At 66.1% G+C, this 16,751-nt stretch carries 14 protein-coding genes; 6 read left to right on the top strand and 8 right to left on the bottom strand.

Going from position 1 to position 16,751, the window contains the following annotated elements; all coding sequences use genetic code 11:
- Window positions 1-25: 25 nt before the first annotated feature.
- The 4 genes from BW39_RS27215 to BW39_RS27200 are packed head-to-tail and all read right to left on the bottom strand — an operon-like array spanning window position 26 to window position 6,208.
- Complete coding sequence (locus BW39_RS27215; protein WP_043825310.1) at window positions 26-1,156, bottom strand: hybrid sensor histidine kinase/response regulator; 1,131 nt, start codon at window positions 1,154-1,156, stop codon at window positions 26-28.
- Window positions 1,157-1,204: 48 nt separating this feature from the next.
- Window positions 1,205-1,819, bottom strand: coding sequence for a chemotaxis protein CheB (locus BW39_RS27210; RefSeq protein ID WP_034393833.1), 615 nt, complete (start codon window positions 1,817-1,819; stop codon window positions 1,205-1,207).
- Complete coding sequence (locus BW39_RS27205; protein ID WP_012205655.1) at window positions 1,819-2,658, bottom strand: CheR family methyltransferase; 840 nt, start codon at window positions 2,656-2,658, stop codon at window positions 1,819-1,821. Before BW39_RS27205 ends, BW39_RS27210 begins: the two co-directional genes overlap by 1 nt.
- Before the next feature lie 13 nt (window positions 2,659-2,671).
- Entirely contained in the window at window positions 2,672-6,208 is a 3,537-nt protein-coding gene (locus tag BW39_RS27200) for a response regulator (RefSeq protein ID WP_043825308.1), read from the bottom strand.
- Between the two features lie 217 nt (window positions 6,209-6,425).
- Here BW39_RS27200 and BW39_RS27195 point away from each other — a divergent pair, with 217 nt between their 5' ends.
- Window positions 6,426-6,815 (top strand): hypothetical protein, encoded by a 390-nt coding sequence (locus BW39_RS27195; protein ID WP_013802375.1) that lies wholly within the window; start codon window positions 6,426-6,428, stop codon window positions 6,813-6,815.
- Between the two features lie 106 nt (window positions 6,816-6,921).
- Window positions 6,922-7,329, top strand: a complete 408-nt coding sequence (locus BW39_RS27190) for a hypothetical protein (RefSeq protein ID WP_013802374.1) — start codon at window positions 6,922-6,924, stop codon at window positions 7,327-7,329.
- A 46-nt stretch (window positions 7,330-7,375) separates the two neighbouring features.
- Here the strand turns inward: BW39_RS27190 and BW39_RS27185 are convergent, their stop codons facing one another.
- From BW39_RS27185 to BW39_RS27170, 4 genes are all read right to left on the bottom strand, one after another.
- Window positions 7,376-9,163, bottom strand: a complete 1,788-nt coding sequence (locus tag BW39_RS27185; RefSeq protein ID WP_043825306.1) for a methyl-accepting chemotaxis protein — start codon at window positions 9,161-9,163, stop codon at window positions 7,376-7,378.
- Window positions 9,164-9,204: 41 nt separating this feature from the next.
- Window positions 9,205-10,035 (bottom strand): flagellar filament capping protein FliD, encoded by an 831-nt coding sequence (fliD, locus tag BW39_RS27180; RefSeq protein ID WP_043825305.1) that lies wholly within the window; start codon window positions 10,033-10,035, stop codon window positions 9,205-9,207.
- Between the two features lie 223 nt (window positions 10,036-10,258).
- Window positions 10,259-10,996 carry a GntR family transcriptional regulator gene (locus tag BW39_RS27175; protein WP_013802371.1) on the bottom strand — a complete coding sequence of 246 codons (738 nt, stop codon included), beginning with the start codon at window positions 10,994-10,996 and terminating at the stop codon, window positions 10,259-10,261.
- A gap of 814 nt (window positions 10,997-11,810) precedes the next feature.
- Window positions 11,811-12,293 carry an Hcp family type VI secretion system effector gene (locus tag BW39_RS27170; protein WP_013802370.1) on the bottom strand — a complete coding sequence of 161 codons (483 nt, stop codon included), beginning with the start codon at window positions 12,291-12,293 and terminating at the stop codon, window positions 11,811-11,813.
- Between the two features lie 614 nt (window positions 12,294-12,907).
- Between BW39_RS27170 and BW39_RS27165 the strand changes: the two genes are divergently transcribed.
- Genes BW39_RS27165 through BW39_RS27150 form a run of 4 tightly spaced genes read left to right on the top strand, consistent with a single transcriptional unit; the run spans window position 12,908 to window position 16,749 of the window.
- On the top strand, window positions 12,908-15,001 hold the full coding sequence (locus BW39_RS27165) for a serine/threonine protein kinase (protein WP_043825304.1): 2,094 nt from the start codon (window positions 12,908-12,910) through the stop codon (window positions 14,999-15,001).
- Window positions 15,002-15,010: 9 nt separating this feature from the next.
- Entirely contained in the window at window positions 15,011-15,799 is a 789-nt protein-coding gene (locus BW39_RS27160; protein ID WP_043825302.1) for a PEGA domain-containing protein, read from the top strand.
- Between the two features lie 2 nt (window positions 15,800-15,801).
- Complete coding sequence (locus BW39_RS27155) at window positions 15,802-16,296, top strand: TssQ family T6SS-associated lipoprotein (RefSeq protein ID WP_012205665.1); 495 nt, start codon at window positions 15,802-15,804, stop codon at window positions 16,294-16,296.
- Window positions 16,297-16,338: 42 nt separating this feature from the next.
- Window positions 16,339-16,749, top strand: a complete 411-nt coding sequence (locus BW39_RS27150; protein ID WP_043825300.1) for an FHA domain-containing protein — start codon at window positions 16,339-16,341, stop codon at window positions 16,747-16,749.
- Window positions 16,750-16,751: the final 2 nt, after the last annotated feature.

Here is a 16,751-nt window from a genome sequence, read left to right as displayed (position 1 = left end):
CCCCCGCGCCCCCCCGCCCCCGCCGTCACAGCACGGCCTTGGAGCCTCCCACTGCCGCCTCGCGCGGCAATTCCACCCTGAAGCTGGTCACTCCGTCGGCGGAGCGCACATCGATGCGCCCGCCGTGCGAACGCACGATCTGGTGCGCAATGAACAGCCCCAGGCCCAGTCCCTGGTGCTGGCCGGGACGGCGTTCACCACCGCGAAACGGGTTGAACAGCGTGGGCAGCAGTTCCGCGGGAATGGTGCCGCCGTTGCGCACCGTGATGGACACGCGCTCGTCCTGGCGGCCATCGGCCGTCACCTGCACCGGCTGCGCGGGATCTCCGTGGTGCATGGCATTGCCCAGCAGGTTGGTCAGCACCTGGCACAGGCGTTCGCCATCCCAGATACCTTCCAGATTGCCCAGCATCTCGCTTTCCAGGCGCCGCTCCGGGAAGCCCGTCTCCACCTCCTGCAGCGTGCGCTGCAGCAGCGTCTGCAGGCTGGTCGGCTGGGGCGACAGCGGCAGGCCTTCTGCCTGGCGGATGCGGGTCACGTCCAGCAGATCCTCGATCATGCGCGACATGCGCTGGCTGCTGCTGAGCATGCGCTCGGCCATGTTGGCCACCTTGCCGGGATCGGGCTGGCGCGTGAGCACGGTGGCCGCCGCCTTGATGGACTGCAGCGGCGTGCGCAGGTCGTGGCTGAGCACGGCCATGAACATCTCGTTGATGCGCAGCGCCTCGGTGCGCTCCTGCAGCTGCTGGGCCAGCGCCTGCTTGCGCTGGTGCAGCTCGAAGAACACATTGGCCTTGGTGGTCAGCATGTGCGGGTCGATGGGCTTGTACAGAAAGTCCACGGCGCCGCTTTCATAGCCGCGGAATTGCCAGTTGTGCTCACGCGAGCCGGCCGTCATGAAGATGAGCGGGATGTGGCGCGTGCGCTCGCTGCCGCGTATCAGCTCGGCCAGCTCGAAGCCGTTCATCTCGGGCATCTGCACGTCCAGCAGGGCCAGCGCCACATCGCCATGGTCGAGCAAAAGCTCCAGCGCCTCGGGGCCGGAATGCGCCTTGAGGAACTCGATGCCGTCGCGCTGCAGCAGCGCTTCGATGGCGATCAGATTCTCGGCAATGTCATCGACGATCAGGCATTTGACGCGATCTGTTTGGGACATGGATTCTCTCTCGGTATTTTGTCTGGTGGGAGCGCGCTGAATGGACATTCAAAGCCTCCCCTGGCCGTGCAGCGATGCGATGAGCGCGGCAATGCCCTGCGGCGCCAGCACCTGGGCCTGTGGCACGCGGGCCAGGGCCGCCCGCGGCATGGTCTGCATTGCGGCACTGTCTGGCGACTGCACCACCGCCAGGCCGCCGGCCGCGTGCACGCTGGCCATGCCCTGGGCGCCATCCTCGTTGGCGCCGGACAGCAGCACGGCCAGCAGGCGCTCGCCATAGCAGTCGGCAGCCGACTCGAACAGCACATCGATCGAGGGCCGCGAAAAATGCCAGGGCGCATCCAGCGACAGCGCCAGCCTGGGCCCGCTGTCCACCAGCAGGTGGTAGTCGGCCGGCGCAAAGTACAGGCAGCCCGGCTCCAGCCACTGCTGGTCCTGCACCTCGCGCACCGGCAGGGCGCAGCGCGGCCCGAAAAGCTGGCCCAGCAGGCTGCGCCGGTCGCGCGGCAGGTGCAGTACCACCAGCACCGAAGCGCGCAGGCTGGCGGGCAGCGTGGGCAGCACCACGGACAGCGCATCAAGCGCGCCGGCCGAGCCGCCGATCACGATGGCCTCGTAGGCTGTGGCGGCGTCCGAGGCGGGTGTGTTCGTGGTCGCGGGCATCACAGCCCGGCCCTCTTGCGGTAGATGCGGTCTTCGAGCACGAAGTCCTCGAAGGCCTCCGAATGCCCTGAAAACCGCAGCGACTCCTTGGAGCCCAACCCCAGGAACCCGCGATGGCACAGCGCATCGCGGAACAGGCCCAGCGCCCGGTCCTGCAGCTCGCGCTCGAAATAGATCAGCACGTTGCGGCAGGACACCAGGTGCATCTCGGCGAACACGCTGTCGGTGGCCAGGCTGTGGTCGGAGAACACCATGTGCTCGCGCAGCCCCTTGTCGAAGACCACACGGCCATAGCGCGCCGTGTAGTAGTGCGACAGCGAGCTGTGCCCGCCCGAGCGCGCATGGTTGTCGGTGAAGGCCGCCACGCGCGCCATGTCGAACACGCCCTGCTCTGCCGCCTTCAGCGCATGGGGATTGATGTCGGTGGCGTAGATCAGGGTGCGGTCCAGCAGGCCCTCTTCATGCAGCAGGATGGCCAGCGAATACACCTCTTCGCCCGCGCTGCAGCCGGCCACCCAGACCTTGAGCGAGGGATAGGTGCGCAGCAGCGGCACGACCTCGGTGCGCAGCGAGCGGAAGTAGGTCGGGTCGCGGAACATGTCGCTGACCTGGACCGTGAGGTACTCGAGCAGGGCCGGGAACACGCTTGTATCGTGCAGCACACGGTCCTGCAGCTGCGACAGCGTCTTGCAGTCGAACTGCACCAGGGCCGACTGCAGGCGCCGCTTGAGCGAGGCCTGGGCGTAGCCCCGGAAGTCGTAGTGGTAGCGGTGGTAGATGGCATCGATCAGCAGGCGCTGCTCGATGTCGGCGGTGCGGGCTTTTTTCAGCTGCGGCATCGCGTCCTCCTTGCTACTTGGGCATCCACACCCGCACCAGCGACAGCAGCTTCTCCACGTCCAGCGGCTTGGCGATGTAGTCGTTGGCACCGGCTGCCAGGCATTTCTCCTGGTCGTCCTTCATGGCCTTGGCGGTCAGGGCGATGATGGGCAGGCGGCGCCATTGCGGGCGGTTGCGGATCTCGCGCATGGCGGTGTAGCCATCCATCTCGGGCATCATGATGTCCATCAGGACCAGGTCGATGCCGGCCTGCGCCGTGCCCCGCGCTTCCAGGGTTTCCAGCGCCTCGCGCCCGTTGCGCGCGATCTCCACGCGGATGCCCGTGGGCTCCAGGATGCTGGACAGCGCGAACACATTGCGCACATCGTCCTCCACCACCAGCACCGTGCGCCCTTCCAGCGCCGACTCGCGGCTGCGCGCCACCTGCAGCATCTGACGGTGCTCGGCCGACAGCTCGGACTCCACCTGGTGCAGGAACAGCGTGACCTCGTCGAGCAGGCGCTCGGGCGAGCGCGCGTCCTTGATGATGATGGACTTGGAAAAGCGCCGCAGCTGCTGCTCTTCATCGCGCGAGAGCGCGCGGCCCGTGTAGACGATGACAGGCGGGAAGGAAACATCGTCCTGGTCCGTCATGCGCTGCAGCAGCTCGTAGCCGCTGATGTCGGGCAGGTTCAGGTCCATCACCATGCAGTCGAAGGTGGCGCCGCGCAGATGCTCCAGCGCCGCCGCCGCCGTGCCCGCGCAGACGATGTCCACATCGCTGCGGCTGAGCAGGTGGCGCACGCTCTCGCGCTGGCGCTCGTCGTCCTCCACCACCAGCACGCGGCGCAGGTCCTGGGTGAACTTGGCCTCCAGCCGCTTCAGGGCATGGACCAGTTCCTCGCGCTTGACGGGCTTGAGCGCGTAGCCCACGGCGCCGCGTCCCATGGCCTCCTGCGAATAGTCGGCCACCGAGACCACGTGCACGGGAATGTGGCGCGTGACGGGGTTGCGCTTGAGCTGGTCCAGCACGCCCAGGCCCGAGAAATCGGGCAGGTTGATGTCCAGCACGATGGCGTTGGGCTGGTTGCTTGCCGCCATGGCCAGGCCGTCGGACGCGGTGTTGGCCACATCGCATTCGAAATCCATCTCGCGCGCGAGCTCGGAAAGAATGTCGGCAAAGCGCAGATCGTCCTCGATGACGAGGATGCGGCGCCCGCTCTGCCCGCTCTTTCGCAGGGCATTCGCCGCGGACGAAGTAGGCAACATCGGCGCAAACTTGGCTGGCGACATGGCCGGCGCGAACGCGGGCGCAGCCGGCGCGACATGGGCCGAGGCGACGGCGGGCACGGACGCGGGCGATGACACCGGCACCTGCGTCTGTGTCTGCGCATTCGCCAGCGATTCCCGCGCCGGGCGGGGCAGCGGCGCGGCAGCCAAGGCCTGGCCAGGCTCCACCAGCTCCAGGATCACAGGCACGGTCAGCGTGAACACGCTGCCCTGCCCCGGCGTGCTGGAGACGGTCAGCGTGCCGCCCAGCAGCCCGGCAAGGTCACGTGAGATCGACAGGCCCAGGCCCGTTCCGCCGAACTTGCGATGCGTGCTGCCGTCCGCCTGGCGGAAGGCATCGAAGATGAATTGCTGCTGCTGCTCGGCAATGCCGATGCCGGTATCGCGCACGGCAAACGCCAGCATGCCCCCGGGCACGCGGGACACCTGCAGTTCGACCGAGCCCTTGGCCGTGAACTTGAGCGCGTTGGACAGCAGGTTCTTGAGCACCTGGGCCAGCCGCATGGGGTCGGTCTGCATGGAGGCCGGCACGCCGGGGTCCACCGTCCATGTCAGCTCCAGGCCTTTTTCGCGGGCGATGGGGCGCAGCGGCTCCATCAGCGCCTGCAAGGCGGTGGCGATGGTCATGGGCTCCACCAGGACGCTGACCTGGCCAGCCTCGATCTTGGACAGGTCCAGGATATCGTTGATCAGCGCCAGCAGGTCGCTGCCCGCCGCATGAATGGTCTGTGCGTACTTGACCTGATCGGCCTGCAGGTTGCCGGGCTTGTTGTCGGCCAGCAGCTTGGCGAGGATCAGCGTGGAGTTCAGCGGCGTGCGCAGCTCGTGGCTCATGTTGGCCAGGAACTCGCTCTTGTACTGGCTGGCCAGCTCCAGCTCGTGCGCCTTGTCGGTCAGCGCACCCTGGGCGCGCAGCAGTTGCTCGCGCTGGTACTCCAGCTGCTGGGTCTGCTCCTCCAGATGGGCATTGGTCTGCTCCAGCTCGCTTTGCTGGTGCTCCATCTGCGTCTGCGACTCCTGCAGGATGCGGCTTTGCTGCTCCAGCTCCTCGTTGCTCACGCGCAGCTCTTCCTGCTGGGCCTGCAGCTCTTCCGACTGGCGGCGCGTTTCTTCCAGCAAGGTCTCAAGGCGCGAACGGTCCAGGCCCGAGCGGATGGCCACGGCCAGCATTTCGGACGCCCGCTCCAGCAGGCTGCGCTCTGCCTCGCTCACCCCGCGCAGAAAGCCCAGTTCGATGACGGCGAACACTTCGCCGTTCTCCATGGCGGGCGCCACCATCAGCTGCAACGGGCTGGACTGGCCGGTGCCCGAGGAAATCGGCAGGTGCTGCGCGGGCACGTCCCTGACATGCAGCAGCTTGCGCGAGGTGACCGCCTGGCCCGCCAGGCCCTCGCCGGGCAGCAGCTTGTGCTGCAGGCGCTCGCGCGGCAAGGCATAGCCGCCGAACAGGCTCAGACCGCCGTCGGTGCAGTCCACCACATAGCCGGCGCCCACCTCGGCGCGCAGGTAGGTGGCCAGGTATTCCAGTGCCTTCTGGCCCAGGTCTTCCAGCCGGCGGTCGCCCTGCAACTGCTGGCCCAGGCCGGACAGACCGGACGTCACCCAAGACTGGCGCGCCTTGACGCGGTACTCGCGCACCGTCAGCGCGGCCGATGCCAGGATCAGGCCCAGCAAGATGAGGGAGCCGCCCCAGGAGTAGTACGTCGAGGTGGTGGAGGCCTCCACCCACAGCTGGCGGCGCTGCTCCAGCTCACGGGTCTGGCGGGTGTAGAGATCATCGATCAGCTCGCGCAGCCGATCCATGGCGTTCTTGCCCACGTCCAGGCGCACCAGGGCCATGGCGGCGTCCAGGTCGCCGGCCTTGCGCAAGTCTATGGTTTCCTGCAGCTCGCGCAGCTTCTGGGTCGAGATGTCCTCGATCTGGTCCAGCAGCCGGTGCTGGACGGAGTCGCTGGACGTGCGCGCCTTGAGCGCCTCCAGCTGCTTTTGCAGCACATCGCGCGCCTGCTGGTAGGGCTGCAGATAGGCCTGGTCACCCGTCAGCAGAAAGCCCCGCTGTCCGGTTTCGGCATCCTTGAGCGAGGCATTGAGCTGGCTGAGCTGGCGCATGGCCAGCGTGGTGCGGTCCATGGCATCCACGGCCTGGCCCCGCGCCTCGGACGCCCGGAAATTGACGAAGGCGATGACCAGGGTGGCCAGGGCCGCTGCACCAAAGCCTGCAACAAGCGTCCATGGAATGGCAAAGCGCTGGGTGGTCTGGTGGCTGGAAGATCGTGGCATGCAGTGGAATTTCTGGCGGAAATGGACGAAGGAATCCGCCAGGGACTGTAACGGTTTTGCGCGGCCCTCGGCAGCACTCGACCACACTCGGCCGCAGTCCGCGCTGGTTTCAGCGGTGCGCGACGCACGGCGCCACCACGACAGCCGTTAACATGGCCCGATACCTTCCTTCCGACATCCCGCTGCGGTCGTCGGCCCACACTCCAGGAACCATTGCATGAAAACCTTTGCCCTCACCGTCGCATCGCTGGCCGCCGCCGCCTCGCTGGTGTCCACCAGCGCCAATGCCGCAGCGTTGATCTTCCTCAACGACACCATCGCCGCACGCATTCCCGCCAGGGACCTGCCCGACGCAAAGGCCGCCGTGGCCAAGGTGCTCAACGAGGCTGCCGACGGCTCCGTGACCGAATGGACCAGCCGCCCGAACCGTACCAACCAGCGCGTGACGATGGCCTTGCAGCCGCAGCAGACCGTGCAGACCGGCTCGGCCGGAAGCTGCCGCCTGCTGTCGGCCGACGTGCGCCTGAAAAAGACCTCGGAAAACTGGCGCTTCTGGTTCTGCAAGCAGTCCGATGGATCGTGGAAGGCCAGCGGCAGCCAGCCCTGAGCAAGGATTGCGGTGGCCTGTCACCGGGAATCCGGCATGGACCTACGCCACCAGTCCTGGACACATGGGAGCATGTCGGCCGGAAGATCGACATCGGAGAACAACCATGCCCCATGAATTTGTGCAGGCCACGACACTCGCCAGACGGCTGGCCCTGGGCGTCGCCGCAACCTCTTTGCTGACGCTGGCCGCCTGCTCGGGCGAGACCTCGTCGACGCGCGCGGGATTTCCCATGGCCGAAGTGCCGCGCTTCAACCAGCCCCCGCCGGACAAGCCCCTGCTGGGCCAGCCCGTGATCATGGCCGAGCAGGTCATGCCCCATGCCAAGGGGGATCCGCACGAGCCCTTGCCGCCAGCCGCGCCCCTGCCCGCCAAGGCATCGGAGCCCGCAAGCGGCGCAGGAGCCACGAACAAGGAAGATGCCGGCGGCGTGAACCCTGCCGCTGGCCAGGCCGCCGCCATCTCCGATGGCCAGGGCGAGGGCTCCAAGTACCAACTGGGCGCCCCCAAGTAGCTGAACTCGGCCAAACCCGGCAGAACTCCACCGGAGCCGGACGGACTCAGAACGAAGTCCAGTCCCCGTCGTCATTGCCCTTGGCCGCCACGGTCTGCCGGGCAGCAGGCAGCTTTGCTGCGGGCGCTGGGCCGGCAGATGCACTACGCGCGGCAGCAGCGGGTGCAGTGCCAGCAGCAGGGGCGGACGCGGCCAGCGGTCTGGCCGCAGGGCGCATGGGCGCTGCCGCAGAAGGCGCGCGCGCGGCAGGTACTGAAGACGAAGCTGCTCCCGTCCCTGCACGGGCCGGCGCCACGCCGTCGATGCGGAACACGCTCACGGCGGCCGCCAGCTGATTCACCTGGGATTTGAGCGAGCCGGTCGCAGCTGCTGCTTCCTCGACCAGCGCGGCATTCTGCTGGGTCACCGTGTCCATCTGCGAAATCGCCTGGTGCACCTGGTTGATGCCGCTGCTTTGCTCCTGGCTCGCGGCCGTGATCTCGGCCACCAGGTCGCTGACCTGCTGCACGCTTTGCACGATGCCGTCCATGGTGCGGCCGGCCTCGGCCACCTGGCGCGTGCCCGCGTCCACCTTGGACACGGAATCTGCAATCAGGTCCTTGATGTCCTTGGCCGCCGAGGCGCTGCGCTGGGCCAGCGCACGCACCTCGCCCGCCACCACGGCAAAGCCACGGCCCTGCTCACCGGCACGTGCCGCTTCCACGGCAGCGTTCAGCGCCAGGATGTTGGTCTGGAAGGCAATGGAGTCGATGACGCCGATGATGTCGGCAATCTTGCGGCTGGACTCGCTGATGCCGCCCATGGTGTCCACCACGCCCGCCACTACCTTGCCGCCCTGCACCGCAGTCTGCGATGCCGAAGCGGCCAGCTGATTGGCCTGGCGTGCGTTCTCGGCGTTCTGCTTGACCGTGCTGGTCAGCTCCTCCATGGCGGCAGCCGTCTGCTCCAGCGAGCTGGCCTGCTGCTCGGTGCGCGAGGACAGGTCCTGGTTGCCCGCATCGATCTCGCCCGAAGCCGTGGCGATGCTGTCGGCACCCGAGCGCACCTGCCCCACGACCTGGGCCAGGTTGTCGTTCATCTGGCGCAGCGCCTGCAGCAACTGGCCGGTTTCGTCGCGCGAATCAACGGTGATGCGGCTGGTCAGGTCGTTGTTGGCCACGGTGCGCGCCACGCGCAGGGCTTCGGCCAGCGGCACGGTGATGCCGCGCGTGATCCACCACGCGGCCAGCGCGCCCAGCACCACGGCCAGGGACACCACGGCGATGATGGTGGCGCGGCTGGCAGAAAAGCGCACCTGCACTTCACCGGCGGAGCTGTCTATGGCGGCGCGCTGCATGTCCAGCAGGCGCTGCACGATCTCTATATAGCGCTGCGTGGCGGGCTGGTACTCCTGGGTGAACAGGCGCTCGGCATCTTCTGCACGGCCTTCGGCCTTGGCCTTGGTCACCACGTCGCGGCCCGCCAGGTAGCCGGCGCGCGCCTTCTTGATCTCGACCCAGATGTCCTTTTCTTCCTGCGTCTGCAGCAGCGGCTCGATGCGGTCCTGCAGCTTGCCCGACTGGCGCGAGGACTCGGCCGCGTCTTCGGCAAAGAAGGTGGCCAGCGAAGGATCGCTGCTCTTGGCGATGGCCGTGGTCCGGCGCGAGCCAGAGTGGATGTTGCGGAACCAGTCGCTGATCATCCGCTCCTTGGCCAGGGCCACCTCGGTGATTTCCGTGGTCGAGCGGGCCATGTGCCCCATGCTGACGATGCTGGTGACACTGATCAGCAGCATGATCAGCAAAAGAATGGTGAAGCCGCCTCCGAGACGGAGGCCGATGCGCAGGTTTTTCATGTTTTCCGGGAGCAGGATGCAGGGCGGGGATGGTGCTGAAATCAGTTCTTGAGGTAGGCGTCCAGCACCATGCGGTTCCAGTTGGCCGAACCGACCAGAGAGTCGCCCAGCTTCTCGGCCGTGGCAACCACCGCACTTTGCTGCTGCTGCAGCGTCTTGACCCGGTCACCCAGACTGGCCATGGACGAGCTGAGGCGGCTGCCCGTGGACAGCGCAGAGTTGGCGCTGCTCTCCACCGCCTTGCCAATGCCGGCCAGGGCCGAGGTCACGCCTGCGGCATCGGCGGCCATGGACTTTTCCAGGGCCTTGGCATCCATCGCCAGCGTGCCGTCCTGGCGCTGGACGATGCCGAGCTTGCCCAGGCTGGGCGCGGTCGCGCTGCCCGTGACACTCATGATGGCCGAGCGCAACTCGCGCAGGGCGCGGGTGGCACCCACATCGGTGGAAGAACCGGCCGCCGCACTCACGCTGCCCTTGGCAACGCTGGAGTTGTAGCGCGCCACCAGCTTTTCCAGCGCGCCTTGCACCGACTGGGTGGTGCTGGTGGCCGAGAGCGCGGCCACATCCTTGCCCGCCGAGGCCAGGTCCACCAGGGATGACTTGAACTGCCCCAACGCCGACAGCGAGGTCGATCCCGCCTGGGCCTGGGCCGCAATGCGCTCGTGCGCCTTGGTCAGCGACGGCGCCAGCTTGCGGACCTTCTCCGCTTCGGTGGTCTCCGTCTTGGTGCTGTCCGTCTTGGTGACGCTGGTCTCCGCAGCGCTCTTCTTGCCGGCCGAATCCGAAGCCGCCTGCGTCGTGCTGCTGTTGAGCTTGGATTGGGCGCGGGCCAGCAGGCTTTGCACGTTCAGGTTGTCGGTTCTGATGCTCATGTTCTCTTCCCTGTGAGTTGGCAGATGGCGCGGGCGCGAGGCCCGTCCACGGTTTGGCTGGAAGACTACCGGGACGCCGCCGCAGCGATGCGGGGAAAAGCAGGCCCCTTGCCCACGACTTGCAGGCTTTGCTGCGCCGGAACGGATGTCCGCCGCCTTCCCGCAGCGGCCCGGCCATGAAAAAGGGCCTCCGAAGAGGCCCTCCACCAACACAATGCAGCCCTCAGGCCATCTGCGTCAGGGCGCCATAGCGCTCGCGCGCCGTTTGCAGCATGTAGAACGTGATGCGCTTGACCTCGGCCCGGCTGTCGGCGATGTGCTCCCTCAGGCAGGACTGGGCCCGCGCCGCATCGCCAGCCTCGATGGCCGCGAGGATGGCGGCATGGTCGTCATAGGTAGCCGAGACCCGCGGCAGCTTGATGACATCCAGGCGCCGGATGATGCGGATGCGCTCGGTGATGTCCAGGTGGATGCGCGCCATCTCCTGGTTGCCGGTCGCGGCCACCAGGCCGGTATGGAAGGCCTCGTCCAGCGAGGCCACCACGGCGGGGTCGGTCTCGCGCTGCTCCTCGGGCACGCACCAGACCTCGCGCAACGGCTGCAATGACTTCAGCGATTCGCCCACCAGGCTGGCCACGGCGCTGGTCTCCATCAGGGTTCGCACCTCATAGAGATCCTCGAAGTACTTGAAGTCGAAGGCCTTGATCTGCCACCCGCTCTTGAAATGCACATCGACATAGCCATCGCGCTGCAACCAGAACAGCGCCTGGCGCACGGGCGTGCGGCTGACCTGCATGCGCGTGGCGATTTCGCCCTCGCTGAAGCGGTCGCCGGGCAGCAGGCGGAAGTCGAAGATGTCGTTCTTCAGGCAAGCGTAGATCTGCGCGGCCAGCGAGTGCGCGCTGCTTGCAGGCCCCTGGCGCGTCTCGCACACGGGCGGGGAGGCAACCGCGATGCTCATGCGACTGCCATGCCGGTTGGAGAACACTGCCCCTGCCGTTGGCGACAGCCAAGTCCAGCCAGGACCCGGCTCAAGGCGGTGGAAAAGTGCGAAGCCATGCCTTCGGCACCGTGCAGATTTGCGGCCGGTGACAGGGTATACGCCGATTGCTGCTGCAATCTCTCTGACGGATTTGCACGCCGGCAATGGGCAATGGTCCATTCACGCATTTAGTACTCTTTCTTGTACACAAGTTGGCAGTGGAATTTATTAAAGAAACGAATTGCGTTTTAATAATTGGACCGGCAAAAATATTCTCGACAACGTCCGATGTTCGTGTATGCTCCGCCACTCGCCGCAGTACGGGCCAAACGCACCACAACGGTTCGCAGGCCCCGGCACCAGGCATTCAATGTGCCTGATCAATAGACACAGGAACCCACGCGCGGTAATCCTGCGCATATCCACGGCAATTCATTTTTATCAGAAATTTTCTGCACATTGATAGTGCAGCGAGCAAGTCGATTCCCCATGCCCGCGGCCATGGGTTTTTGTGTTTGTCAAAGATTGACAAGCCTAACGACATTCAGCTTTTGACAGGAATGGAAAGCTGGCCCAAGTCAAAAAAATGACACAAAAACCAGCCAGGCACGCGGTTACCCACGCGGCCTCAAGGCACGTCTCTCCGATATTCACCCAACAGCCTGATTTCGGCTTTCCATACTGAAAAGCCTCCATCGATAGATGGAGGCCATATTCCCGCACGTCCACGGCAACACCCGCGCCAGACGCGTCCGACGCGGGTTGCCGCAGCAGCACAGCTGCGGGAGGAAGCTCAGGCTTCGCGGTTTTCCTTGATGTTGAAGCCCATCTGGCTCTCGGCACCCTTGCCGCCCTGGTTGGTCTGTTCCCAGTACTGGGTCTTGACCTTGGCAGCCTGGAACGAGTAGTTCACGGTCACGGTGTCAGAGGAGTTGGCGCCGCTGACGGTCACGTTCGTCACCATGACGTCGGTCAGGGTGATCTTGGTGAACTCGATCTGCGAGCCGCCGGCCTTGCACAGCGAGATGTCGACCTGGCCCAGGTGCTTGCCCGTGGCGCAGTGCTTGAGCACGGCGGGGTAGCACTTGTCCACCTTGGCGATGACGTTCAGGTCATGGAAGCTCACCTTGCCGGCGCCGGCACCGCCGCCGCTGGACATGGTGTTGGGCTGGGTAGCACCCCAGGTGAAGGAGTCGATGTCGGTCCAGCCCTTGTGGTTGGAATCCTGGGACTCGCCACTGGCGCCCTCGACCTTCATGAACATATCAACGGACATTGCACACCTCTCGAACTAATGGATTAAACGTTCGCATGCAACCCAATAGCCTGATTGCATCGGATAGTTCACACGCGAACAAAGGGAAACCACTCTCGGGTAGAGCGCACGAAACCGATTCACTTAACACGTGATTCAGATCAGTGCGGCGCATACCCTGGATGGTCAAGGAATGTATTGACAATCGCCTGCAATCCTCACTGTCGTGAACCGCCCTCCTTTGTTGGAGCCGCGATGATAGTGGATAAGGCCGACAAAATACAAACAATTGAGCAGACTGAATTGTTACGGCGGATACATCTGAAAAAAAATGTATCCACCTCATATCCATTCGATTCGTGTCATGGCTTTTTGCGGAACTCAAGCTACACTCACGCCGCATTCGGAGTCCGATTGAAATACGATCTTGTATTCATGACGAATCCATGACGCTCGTCTTTGGCCCCTGGCTTCAGACAATAGGCTGATTGAGGAAAACCAACGGTTTACAGAGACAGATTGCCGGTGTGATGCCGGCTTTCTCCTTGTCCAATGGCCTCGAACAGGTTCGGCACCCTGGCTGCGCGACAGACATCGCCCGCCAGGGTGTGAAACAACATCTTGGGTGGGATTGCATGGATAGCGAAGCAGCATGTTCGACCAACTGCCTTCCGGCAGGTGTCCAGATTGGCGAATACCGCGTGCTCGATGTCATCGGCGAAGGCGGTTTCGGCATCGTCTACAAGGCCCGTGACCTCTCGCTGGACCGCGAGGTCGCGATCAAGGAGTACATGCCTTCGGCCCTGGCCGGGCGGCAAAGCTCCCATCAGGTGCATGTGCGCTCGCAGCACCGTGGCGCGTTCGACGCCGGGCTGCGCAGCTTCATCAACGAGGCCCGCCTGCTGGCGCGCTTCTCGCACCCCACCCTGGTACATGTCTACCGATTCTTCGAAGCCGGCGGCACGGCCTACATGGTGATGCGCCACTACGAGGGCCAGACGCTGGGCCGCGTGCTGCAGGCATCGTCGGGCCGCATCGACCAGGCCCAGCTCAGCACCCTGCTGGCCCCGCTGCTCGATGTGCTCGAGGTCCTGCATGCACAGGACTGCTTCCACCGCGATATCGCGCCGGACAACATCTTCGTGCAGCGCGATGGCAGCCCCGTGCTGCTGGATTTCGGTGCCGCGCGCCGCATCATCGGTGACATGACCCAGGCGCTGACCATGGTGCTCAAGCCCGGTTTTGCGCCCATCGAGCAGTACGTGGACGACGGCGCCATGCCCCAGGGCGCGTGGACGGACATCTACCAGGTCGGCGCCCTCATTCACCAGGCCGCCACGGGCCGCACTCCTGCCACCTCGGTGGCGCGCATGGTCACGGACCCCATGCAGCCGCTGACTTCCGAGCAGGTTCCCGGCTACTCCGACGCCTTCCTGCAGGGCATGCAAAAAGCCCTGGCCGTGCGCCCGCAGGACCGGCCCCAGTCGATTGCCGAACTGCGCAGCCTGCTGGGCCTGTCTGCCGAAAACCGGGCGGCGCCTGCGCCTGTGGAGCCCAGCCCCAGCCCCATCTACATCCCGATCACGACGCCTGCGGCCGTTCAGGCCGCCATGGCCAGTGAGTCGGCATCCGCGCAGGCACCCCGTTTCCTGCCGATCACGGAAACCTACGTTCCCGCACCCACCCCACAGGTTGCGCCCGTGGCGACGGTCATGCCGGTGGCACCTGTGGCACCTGTGGCACCTGTGCTGCCCGTGCCGCCTGTTGCAACGGTTCCGCCCGTGGCCCCGGCATCACTGGCCCCCAGCACACCTGCTGCCATGGCCACGCCTCAGATGGCACACCCATCTGCGCCCCAGGCCTCTGCCGCCGACCCGATGGGCCTGGGCAACGGGCCGTTCATCGACATCGACCAGGCACTGCCAGGCATGCCGGCGCCTCAGACTACGCTTCAGGCTCCGGCTTCACCACCGGCTCCCGTTCCCGAGCAGCCCGCCGCAGCGCCGGCCGTCCAAGGCAAGCCTCCGGCTGCCCGGCCTCCAGCTGCGGGGGCCCAGGCTGCGCCCAAGGCCAGGCGCAGCAGCATGGCCGTACCGTTGGCCATCGGCGCCCTGGTGCTGGCTGCCATCGCGGGCGGCGGCGTGCTGTGGTACGACCATTCCCAGGACCAGGCACGCGCCAAGACCCTGGCAGCACGCGACAGCCTGGCATGGCAGCAGGCGCAAAGCCAGTCCAGCCTGGCCCGCCTGCAGGACTACCTGGACAGCTTCCCCGAAGGACAGCACCGCACCGAGGCCCAGGCGCTGCTCAAGCAATTGCTCAACGAGGCCTCGCTGGCCTCCACGGAGCAGGTGCAGCCGACGACCTCGCCCGAGCAGCAGGCCGCGTTGCCCGAGATTGCCCCGTCGCAGCCCGAGCAGAGCACGCCCGTCGTCCCCGTCACGGTGGCCACCGGGTCCGAGCCGTTGCCCACCGAGCCGCCAAAGACCGAAGCCCGCCCCGTCAAGCCCGCAGCGGCCACGGGCAAGGTGGTGTTCCGGGTCGTGCCCTGGGGCTATGTCTCCGTGAACCGCGCCCCGGCACGGACCAGCCCGCCGCTGACCCAGATGGAGCTTCCAGAGGGCGAGTACCGCATCGACATCAGCAACCCGGGTGCGGCCTCCACGGTGACCAAGACCATCACGGTCACCAAGGGCGAGTCGGTGACCGTGAACCATCTTTTCGAATGAGCGCGGCCCATGGCTCGACTGATGAACCACCGCTGGCGATGGATGCTGTGCACTGCAGTGCTCGGCCTGCCCTGCCTGGCGCATTCCCAGGCGGCATGCGAAGAGGCGGCGCCGGCCCAAACCGGCTCGGCAGGACGCCCGCAGCTGGCGCAGGGCATTGCGCTGTTCGAGGCGCGCGACCTGGGCCAGGCCGAGCGTGCGCTGCAGGCTGCGCTGTTTGGCGGGCTGGCCGATCCCATGGAGCGGGCCTCCGCCCACAAGTACCTGGCCTACACCTATTGCACGCACAAGGAATGGGCGCGCTGCGAGGCGGCCTTCGACTCCGCGTTCTCCGCACACCCGGGCTTTGCACTGCAAGCCTACGAAACCACGGGTACGCCGTGGCGGGACGCCTACAGCCGCGCCCAGGACCGCTGGATCCAGCGCTGCCCTTCCGCGCAGCGGCTGCGCACGGCGCCTGCGGCACCCACGGCCGGCGGCTTTGCACTGAACAGCCGCGTGATCACCTCGATCACCGCCCTGACACCCGGCCTTGCTCCAGCGCGCTCCGCCGCGCTGGCCGCACGGTCTGAGACGCCACGGACAGATCACAACCTGCGCCTGAGGGTCAGCCCCTGGGCGAATGTGCTGATCAACGGCAAGCCGTCCGGCGTCACCCCTCCCGTCGTGCTGCTCAAGCTGGCGCCAGGCTCCCACACGGTGGAGCTGCGCAATCCCGGCTTCGAGAGCTATCGGCAGGTGATCCGCATCACCGACGGCCAGTCGGTGACCCTTTCCCATGACTTTGATGCCCGCTGACCATGTCCATGACCCTGAATATTCCTCACTCCATCCAGCGCCTGACCCTTGCCCTGGCCGTTGCCTTCGGCCTGGCCGCGTGTGAAACCGCGCCCAAGCCCGTGGAGCCCGAGCCGGCCCCGACCGTGGTCCAGCCTCCGGAGCCCGTCAAGCCCGTGGACCCCGTGGTGATCAAGGAGCAGGAGCTGGTCGAAGCCATCCAGCTCTATGTGGACGGCCGCTATGAGGACGCCATCACGGCGCTCACGCCCCTGTCCACCGCACAGGAACTGCCCATGAGCAGCCAGGTCAAGGCGCTGAAGTACATCGCCTTCAGCCACTGCGTGGAAGGCCGCCGCAAGCCCTGCCGCCAGCACTTCGACATGGCCCTGGCCCTGGACCCCACCTTCCAGCTGACCGAGGCCGAAAAGGGCCATCCCATCTGGGGCCGGGAGTTCAACAACGCCCGTGCCGCGCTGCGCAACAAGCGCCCTGCGCCCGCGCGCAAAGCCTCCTGAGGCATCCCGACGCTTCCTGAAAACTGCCTAGCCTAAGACTCCATGGACAAAATCGAACTCAGGGTCGTGGACCACGATGGCGTTCCGGTCGATCGCCACTGGCATGCCGTATTCGGCATGGCCGGCGGCACGATCGGACGCAGTGGCCAGAACAAGCTCATCATCTCGGACCCGGACGCTTCCGTCGCGCGCGTGCACGCCATGGTCAGGCTGGATTCCGAGGGAGCCTTTGTTGCGAACCTGAGCGAGCGTGATCCCATCTGGGTGGCAGAGCAGCCCGTGCGTTCGGGTCAGGAAGTGGGCCTGCCCCTGGGCGCGCGCATCCGTATCGGCGCCTACACCCTGGCCGCCGTGGCGCCGGGCACACCTTTCGAGGCACCGCCTTCGGCTGCAATGCAAAACGCGCAAGCCACACAAGCCGGGCAAGCAACGCAGGCGGCGGCCAGGGTGTAGGC

It is taken from the genome of Delftia sp. RIT313, from assembly GCF_000632165.1.
GTDB lineage: Bacteria > Pseudomonadota > Gammaproteobacteria > Burkholderiales > Burkholderiaceae_C > Comamonas > Comamonas acidovorans.
The sequence above is the reverse complement of the archived record's forward strand: the minus strand, read 5'-3'. Positions and strand labels throughout refer to the sequence as shown.

Coding starts and splice junctions, on each gene's coding strand:
- BW39_RS27215 (WP_043825310.1), bottom strand. CDS start 1,156: ATGTCCCAAACAGATCGCGTCAAATGCCTGATCGTCGATGACATTGCC.
- BW39_RS27210 (WP_034393833.1), bottom strand. CDS start 1,819: ATGCCCGCGACCACGAACACACCCGCCTCGGACGCCGCCACAGCCTAC.
- BW39_RS27205 (WP_012205655.1), bottom strand. CDS start 2,658: ATGCCGCAGCTGAAAAAAGCCCGCACCGCCGACATCGAGCAGCGCCTG.
- BW39_RS27200 (WP_043825308.1), bottom strand. CDS start 6,208: ATGCCACGATCTTCCAGCCACCAGACCACCCAGCGCTTTGCCATTCCA.
- BW39_RS27195 (WP_013802375.1), top strand. CDS start 6,426: ATGAAAACCTTTGCCCTCACCGTCGCATCGCTGGCCGCCGCCGCCTCG.
- BW39_RS27190 (WP_013802374.1), top strand. CDS start 6,922: ATGCCCCATGAATTTGTGCAGGCCACGACACTCGCCAGACGGCTGGCC.
- BW39_RS27185 (WP_043825306.1), bottom strand. CDS start 9,163: ATGAAAAACCTGCGCATCGGCCTCCGTCTCGGAGGCGGCTTCACCATT.
- fliD (WP_043825305.1), bottom strand. CDS start 10,035: ATGAGCATCAGAACCGACAACCTGAACGTGCAAAGCCTGCTGGCCCGC.
- BW39_RS27175 (WP_013802371.1), bottom strand. CDS start 10,996: ATGAGCATCGCGGTTGCCTCCCCGCCCGTGTGCGAGACGCGCCAGGGG.
- BW39_RS27170 (WP_013802370.1), bottom strand. CDS start 12,293: ATGTCCGTTGATATGTTCATGAAGGTCGAGGGCGCCAGTGGCGAGTCC.
- BW39_RS27165 (WP_043825304.1), top strand. CDS start 12,908: ATGGATAGCGAAGCAGCATGTTCGACCAACTGCCTTCCGGCAGGTGTC.
- BW39_RS27160 (WP_043825302.1), top strand. CDS start 15,011: ATGGCTCGACTGATGAACCACCGCTGGCGATGGATGCTGTGCACTGCA.
- BW39_RS27155 (WP_012205665.1), top strand. CDS start 15,802: ATGTCCATGACCCTGAATATTCCTCACTCCATCCAGCGCCTGACCCTT.
- BW39_RS27150 (WP_043825300.1), top strand. CDS start 16,339: ATGGACAAAATCGAACTCAGGGTCGTGGACCACGATGGCGTTCCGGTC.